Source organism: Desulfobacter sp. (genome assembly GCF_050177295.1).
In genome coordinates, this window is sequence record NZ_JBFXHE010000223.1 from 1 (window position 1) to 7128 (window position 7128).

Sequence of the window (7128 nt, forward strand, 5' to 3'; positions counted from 1 at the left end):
TGTCCTGCAGGAGAGCTTAACGTTACCCAAAACGTCGTTTTCCAGGCATAAATAGCCGCACTCCGAGAAAAAAATTCCCGAAATTGTCCTTGGACAGGTGTTCAGAAATTTAGGTGGTGGATTTGGGGAATATATCTTTTGTTGACAGAAGTTGTCCTGCTGTATTACAAAGATTGCAGTTCCACGAAATTATAGTTGAGTCCTTTTAAACAAAGAAAATCCCGGCATTGAAAACAATGCCGTTTTTCTCCATTGCTAAAAAAAGGAAGGCTATGAAAAAGTTAATCAAACCAGTTCTTTTCATTATAATCGGTATCATCATTGCTTTTCCTGTTTTCAGTCTGACCTACTATACAATGGCCAGGACATCCACCCCTGGTTTTTGCGCCTCATGCCACGAAATCAGACCGGCCTATAATTCCTGGAAAACATCCACCCACGTTAACAACTCCCATGGTTTTACGGCTGACTGCATGGACTGCCACCTGCCGGCTCCCCAGGATATGCTGAACTTTTTCTATGCCAAAACAGCCCACGGCATCAAAGACGTATTTGTCCATTTTGTTTATGGGACATATGACCGTGAGAAGAGCCGTGAACATGCTTACGAAACGTTTAAAAACGAGCAGTGCCAGAAATGCCACCGTAACCTTCTGCATATTCCGAACAAGCGGGGCGCCATGCTTGCCCATCGGACCGTTCTGTATCCCAGAAAAGGATACGAAAAGAAATGCGTGGACTGTCACAGGAATCTTGTCCATGTGGACAGCGACAGATACAGATACAAACAGAACCAGCCGCCGTACAAAGGGTTAGGCATTTAAACCGATTAAGGATTTAATGACTTCAAATATAAAGACAGGGGGAACCATGAAAAAAATTGTATTTGTTCTATTACAGGCGGTATTTTTCACAGGGGTGTCATCATCCACCGCTGTCAGTGCGGATGTCCAGGCGAATATGCCAAAATTAAAGGAGTTCAGAATTGAACGCTCCATGTCTTTCGAAGCGATGGCATGTATCGAGTGTCATAAAAAACAGCATCCGGGCATATTTTCTGACTGGGCAGCCAGCCGCCATGCCGCAGCAAACGTGACCTGTTACGATTGCCATGCGGCCGAAGCCCATGACCCGGATGTCAGCCAGTCGCACTTTAAAGAATATGAAGCCAATGACACCAAATACGGGCAGAAAAAGTACATGGTTCCCGTTTCTGCCGTAGTGACGCCCAAAGACTGTTCAAGATGTCATCCCGATGAAGCCATTCAGTACGGTAAAAGCAAACATGCCAATACCATTGAAATCATGTGGAAAATAGATCCATGGCTCAATAACGGGATGAACAGTGACTTTGAGCGGATTAACGGCTGCTATCACTGTCACGGCACTATTTTGAAGATGAAGGATAACGATCTTGACCCGGCAACCTGGCCCAATGTCGGTGTCGGAAGATTGAATCTGGACGGCAGTAAGGGCAGCTGCAGCAGTTGCCACACAAGACATCGTTTTTCAGTGATGGAGGCAAGAAAGCCCCAGGCCTGCGGACAATGCCACCTTGGCCCGGATCATCCCCAGATAGAAATCTTCACCGAATCAAAGCACGGCGATATTTACGACGCTTTCGGGGATGAATACAACTGGACGGCTGCTCCGGGGGCCTGGAGTCCCGGTGTTGATTTCAGGGGGCCGACCTGCGCATCATGTCATATGTCCGGGGCCGGCAGTGTGATGACCTCACACGATGTCACGGAAAGGTTATCATGGGAGCTGCAGGCGCCTCTGACCGTCAGGCCGGAAGACTTCAAACCGCTTCCCGCACAGACCAGCTGGCAGGAAGAACGGACCAAGATGCAGGAAGTCTGCATGCAGTGCCACGGAAAGCGGTGGACGCAGTCCCATTACAGCCAGATGGATCAGACCATTGAAGAATATAATGAAGTCTATTTCAAACCGGCTAAAGCCAAGCTTGATGAATTGTATGAAAAGGGACTTCTGGACAAGACCCGCTTTTTTGATGAACCGCTGGAGGTGGAGTACTATGAATTATGGCACCATGAGGGCCGCCGGGCAAGAATGGGGGCTGCCATGATGGCCCCGGACTACTCCTGGTGGCATGGATTCTATGAGTGTAAGAAGCGATTCAACACGTTCATGGAAGAAGCCAACCACCTGATCGAAACCGGTAAGAAATCCTACAAAGCAGAAAACTATCCCAATGCAACCGGTGATACGACCAGACCGCCTGAAATTTTTAAATAGTGTTTGAACGAAAAGTCACCCACCTGCGGCGTTGCTGCACAAAGCTGCAATCCTCACGTACTGGAAGTACGCTCCGGTTGCAGCTTTGCTTGCGCCTTGCATCTGGGCAACTTTTCGTCCAAACACCTTAGTTTAGTCCGAATATGGGGTTTTCGTTCAAACACTAAATAACAGTTAACCCAAATAAAAGTGCAGCCGCTGATGATCTTCTTCAGCGGCTGCATTTTTTTATGAAGTCATTCCCAGGTTTTTGTTACAGATCTAATTGCCTGCCATCATTGCCTGAATATCCGCGTCAACATCACCAATAAGTTTGATATCAAAATTTTCGACCAGTACATTCAATACCGTCGGCGAGACAAAGGCCGGAAGCGTTGGGCCAAGGCGGATACCCTTGACGCCCAGGTGCAGCAGCGCCAGTAATACGGCCACGGCTTTTTGTTCATACCAGCCGATATCAAAGGACAACGGCAGGTCGTTGATATGTTCCAGGCCGAAGGCGTCCCGAAGTTTCATAGCGATAACCGCCAGGGAATAACAATCGTTGCACTGGCCTGCATCCAGAACCCTTGGAATGCCGCCGATATCACCAAGATCAAGTTTGTTATATCTGTATTTTGCACAGCCCGCTGTCAGGATCACAGTATCTTTCGGCAGTTTTTCTGCAACTTGTGTAAAATAGTTTCTCTCTTTCTGGCGGCCGTCACATCCGGCCATAACGATGAATCGTTTGATTGCCCCGGATTTGACCGCCTCGATAACCTTATCAGCCAGGGCCAGCACCTGGTTATGGGCAAACCCGCCAACGATTTTACCCGTTTCTATTTCAGTGGGCGGTTGACAGGTTTTTGCCAGCTCCACAATTTTTGAAAAATTTTTGGCACCGCCTTTGGTCCGTTCCGGAATATGGGTTGTTCCCGGATAGGAGACAACCCCGGTCGTAAAAAGCCTGCCCTGATATGTATTATTTTTCTTAATGGGGATGATACAATTTGTTGTCATCAGGATAGGGCCGTTAAAGGATTCAAAATCCTCATTCTGATGCCACCAGGAACCGCCGTAATTGCCCTTCAAATGATCATATTTTTTAAAGGCGGGATAATAATTGGCGGGCAGCATCTCGCCGTGGGTATAGACATCAACCCCCGTCCCTTTTGTCTGTTCGAGCAGTTCCTGCATATCTTTAAGGTCGTGGCCGGAAATCAGGATGCCGGGGTTTGTCCCCACACCGATGTTGACTTCCGTAATCTCCGGATTGCCGTAAGCACCGGTATTTGCCTGGTCCAGGGCCGCCATTGCGGTCACTGCTGTTTCGCCGGCTTTCATGACCATGGCGACCATGTCGTCAACACTTAAATCCTGGGTGGTGGAGGCTAATGACTCATACAGAAAATCCCAGATTTCATCTTTGGCGACACCTAATAACGCCGCATGATCCGCATATGCAGCGATCCCTTTGAGTCCGATCACCAGAAGCTCCCTGAGAGATCTGACATCTTCATTTTCAGTTGCGAGAACACCAACGGCTTTGGCTTTCTGCTCAAATGCCGCTGTATCACTGGAAAACCAGGTTGCACAGTCATGAAGACCGGACCCGGCCTTATCCCCGACGCTGTCGAACAGGGTTTTCTTAACGGCCTGGGCGCGGTTAATCCAGTTTACAAGGTTCTCATCATTAAAATTGACATTTGTAATGGTTGTGAACAATCCTTCGGCAATAAACTGACCGTTGGTTGCCGGGACGTTGATGCCTGCGGCTTTTGCCTTTTGTGCAAGGACAGCAATCCCTTTTAAATTATAAATCAAGAGATCCTGGAGGTTGGCCGTACTCCCTTTTTTCCCGCACATCCCGTTAACGGTACATCCCTGATTCTTAGCGGTTTCCTGACATTGAAAACAAAACATGTAAAAGCCTCCTTATGTATGAATTAACTGCTGAATCACACCTTTTTTCAAACTTGCAGGTACACCATACGCTTAAAAAGGTATAAAACCCTTGATCTGAATCAAGTTTCAAAGAAACATATAAAAATAAACATCGGAACGAGGAGAGCCGGGGTGGTGTATTACCAGGATTTAACACAAAACCATTTCAGATTAAAGACATTTGAAATATTCCCGGATTGATGTTTCTATCTCTGTAAGATATTTCAAATTAAAACGAGATTACAATTAAGATACGTGCGTGAACTGATCCGTTCGATTTTTCTTGATCCGGGTCAAGGATTTTAACGTGTTTTATGGATATTATCTTAAAAGACCTGAACCCAAAGGCCACACATGTGTTATGTTGCAAAGTTTTTTCCTGAAAGGAGAGTTATGAAATGGACTATGGATGCTGAAAAAGAGATATCAAAGGTTCCGTTTTTTGTGCGGAAAAAGGTTCGGAAACGAATTGAAAGGCAGACAACCGAACGTGGAGATAACGTGGTTTCACTGGATCATGTCCATGCCGCACGCAAACGGTTTTTATCCAGCATGGAATCGGAAATTAAAGGATATCAGATAGAGGTCTGTTTCGGTCAGGGGGGCTGTCCCAACAGTTGTGTTGAAACAGATACCTTGACTGAACAGCTTGAAACACTGCTTGCGGCAGAGGACCTTTTGGGGTTTCTGCAAAAAAGCGTTCCGGGTAAGCTCCGATTTCATCACGAATTCCGAATCAGCGTTTCCCATTGTCCCAATGCCTGCTCCCAACCACAGATCAAGGATATCGGCATCATTGCGGCCATCTATCCCAGGACGGAAGAAGCCTTGTGCAGCGGATGCCGGTCCTGTATCGATGTCTGCAGGGAAAAGGCCGTCGCCCTTTCCAATACGCCGTTTCCCCTGATTAATACCCGGGACTGCCTGGGTTGCGGGGCCTGTGTTCGCGCCTGCCCTGAAGGTTGCATTCTGTCCGGCAGGAAAGGATACCGTATGCTGCTTTGCGGCCGGTTAGGGCGCCATCCCAGGCTTGCGCGTGAATTGCCACACCTTTTTAGCGAAGACCAGGTTCTTGAAGTGGTCAGGGCCTGCCTGGCGTATTATAAAAAGAACAGCCGGGCCGGCCAAAGATTTTCCTCCCTGCTGGGCGACGATGATATCCCCCGGGACATACTTCAAGCCATTTTGCCGCAATAATTTATTTTTAATAATGATCTTAATCCAGAGAAACAATCACTCGTTAATGGTAATTTTAACCGGAACGATTTATCAGATTTGAGGAGATATCAGTGAGCAAGGAAAACGATAAGAAACATATGACATATAATGTATTACCGGGACCTGTCATGGGACTGGTTACACCGGAATATCTTGAGCAGGTTGCAGCCATAGCAAAAAGACACAGTATCCCTTTTCTGAAGCTTACAGGTGCACAACGGATTGCCATCGCAGGTCATTCAGCCGATACCGCAATCCGGATATGGCAAGAGATGGGATTGGCTCAAGGGCCGTCCAGGCCCGTCGGGATACACTATATCCAGGCCTGCCCCGGAGAAAAATGGTGTAAATACGGCAATAAAGATTCCATAGCAATGGGAAAAAAAATTGAAGGAACCCTGATGGATATCCCTTTGCCTGCCAAAACCAAAGTCGGGATCTCGGGCTGTGCCATGAACTGCTGTGAATGTTATATTCGTGATATTGGCATTTTTGGCATGAAAAAAGGCTGGACATTAGTCTTTGGCGGCAATGGCGGCGGGGCGCCGCGTCTTGGCGATGTGGTTGAAAAGGGATTGTCCGATGATGAGGTGATCACACTTACAAAAAAATGCCTGGATTTTTATGTCCAAAATGCCAAAAAAATGGAACGGACCGGTCGTCTGATGCGGCGAAAATCAATAGACGATCTCAAACTGTTTCTATCCGGCGAATAAAACCCATTGAAGGATAAAATGATCTGTTTGGTACGGGGTCGGCGTCGGATTCCAAACCACGGGATGTCTTTAATTCAAACAACACTGATCATATGCAGGCCAAAGATTTTCCTCTCTGCCGGGCGACGAAGCCCCCAGGGGGGGCATACTTCAAGCCATGTTGCTGCGGCAATTTATTTTTGACCGCCGTGGTATTCCATCAAATTGGAGGTGCAATGGTGACAATGATCCGCATTGGGGTGTCCGCCATTACACCATGGGGTTCCCTGATTTCCGAAATCAGGATATCCCCCTTGTTGGCTGGAATTTTTGTATCATTCTCCCCCAGAAACCATCCCTTTCCTTCAAGAACCTGGATGGACAATTCCCCGTCCAGATCATGGGAATGAACCGGGAACGTCACGCCGGCATCAAGATTGAAATTGATAATTTTAAAAAATTCTGAAGTTTGAACCAAAAAGAATCTTTTCATGGCCCCGGAGTTAAACTCGTTGGTTTCTGTGAGTTTTAAAACTTTCATGGAATTTTCCTTTCATAAGTTTTTTGTCTCAGCCTTTTTTAATCAAGATCACGGTTTGTTTCATTGACATAGTGTAGCGGCGGGTGATAACTTTTCAAAAAAACATGTGATAACTGGGTTCAAAAAACGTGTTGATATCGTCAAACTTGTTTTGATTCCAAGTTTGAATTTACCCTGATAGCGAATACTTTCACCGGATGAATTCCAAATTCGGGATGGATAATCTTTTTTAATCGCCATCCCCAAAGCAGATTATCCGAAAATGATCACTTACCCGGGAAGGAAATACTCCGGGTGGGGCTCCCCTTCACCCACACGCAAACCGCTCATCAGAGCGCCCTACGGCCGGGAGATTCACCGTGTTTCCGGAGTATGGCAGGTGCTGGATCCATCTCCCGCTGGGTCATCAGTGACCGGGTCAAGAAGACCACCTGCCGAAAACAGTGTATTTATGACGGGTACACAATACAAGCGAAGCAGGAAAATGTT

Annotated in this window: 6 protein-coding genes; 4 read left to right on the forward strand and 2 right to left on the reverse strand. The window is 47.0% G+C overall.

Annotation, left to right across the window (positions count from 1 at the left end):
* Nucleotides 1-272 precede the first annotated feature (272 nt).
* Together AB7U36_RS14900 and AB7U36_RS14905 are read left to right on the forward strand one after the other, a co-directional pair.
* Nucleotides 273-824, forward strand: a complete 552-nt coding sequence (locus tag AB7U36_RS14900; RefSeq protein WP_428160514.1) for a cytochrome c3 family protein — start codon at nucleotides 273-275, stop codon at nucleotides 822-824.
* A gap of 46 nt (nucleotides 825-870) precedes the next feature.
* On the forward strand, nucleotides 871-2259 hold the full coding sequence (locus tag AB7U36_RS14905; protein ID WP_428160515.1) for a multiheme c-type cytochrome: 1389 nt from the start codon (nucleotides 871-873) through the stop codon (nucleotides 2257-2259).
* A gap of 261 nt (nucleotides 2260-2520) precedes the next feature.
* On the opposite strand, the gene hcp is transcribed toward AB7U36_RS14905, so the two are convergent.
* Nucleotides 2521-4164, reverse strand: coding sequence for a hydroxylamine reductase (gene hcp, locus AB7U36_RS14910; RefSeq protein WP_428160516.1), 1644 nt, complete (start codon nucleotides 4162-4164; stop codon nucleotides 2521-2523).
* A gap of 414 nt (nucleotides 4165-4578) precedes the next feature.
* On the opposite strand from hcp, the gene AB7U36_RS14915 reads away from it, so the two are divergent.
* On the forward strand, nucleotides 4579-5382 hold the full coding sequence (locus tag AB7U36_RS14915) for a 4Fe-4S dicluster domain-containing protein (protein ID WP_428160517.1): 804 nt from the start codon (nucleotides 4579-4581) through the stop codon (nucleotides 5380-5382).
* Between the two features lie 92 nt (nucleotides 5383-5474).
* A complete protein-coding gene (locus tag AB7U36_RS14920; protein WP_428160518.1) occupies nucleotides 5475-6119 on the forward strand; it encodes an NAD(P)/FAD-dependent oxidoreductase in 645 nt (214 codons plus the stop codon).
* Between the two features lie 199 nt (nucleotides 6120-6318).
* Here AB7U36_RS14920 and AB7U36_RS14925 read toward each other — a convergent pair whose 3' ends face one another.
* Nucleotides 6319-6639: a cupin domain-containing protein gene (locus AB7U36_RS14925; RefSeq protein WP_428160519.1), complete on the reverse strand. Its 321-nt coding sequence runs from the start codon at nucleotides 6637-6639 to the stop codon at nucleotides 6319-6321.
* Nucleotides 6640-7128: the final 489 nt, after the last annotated feature.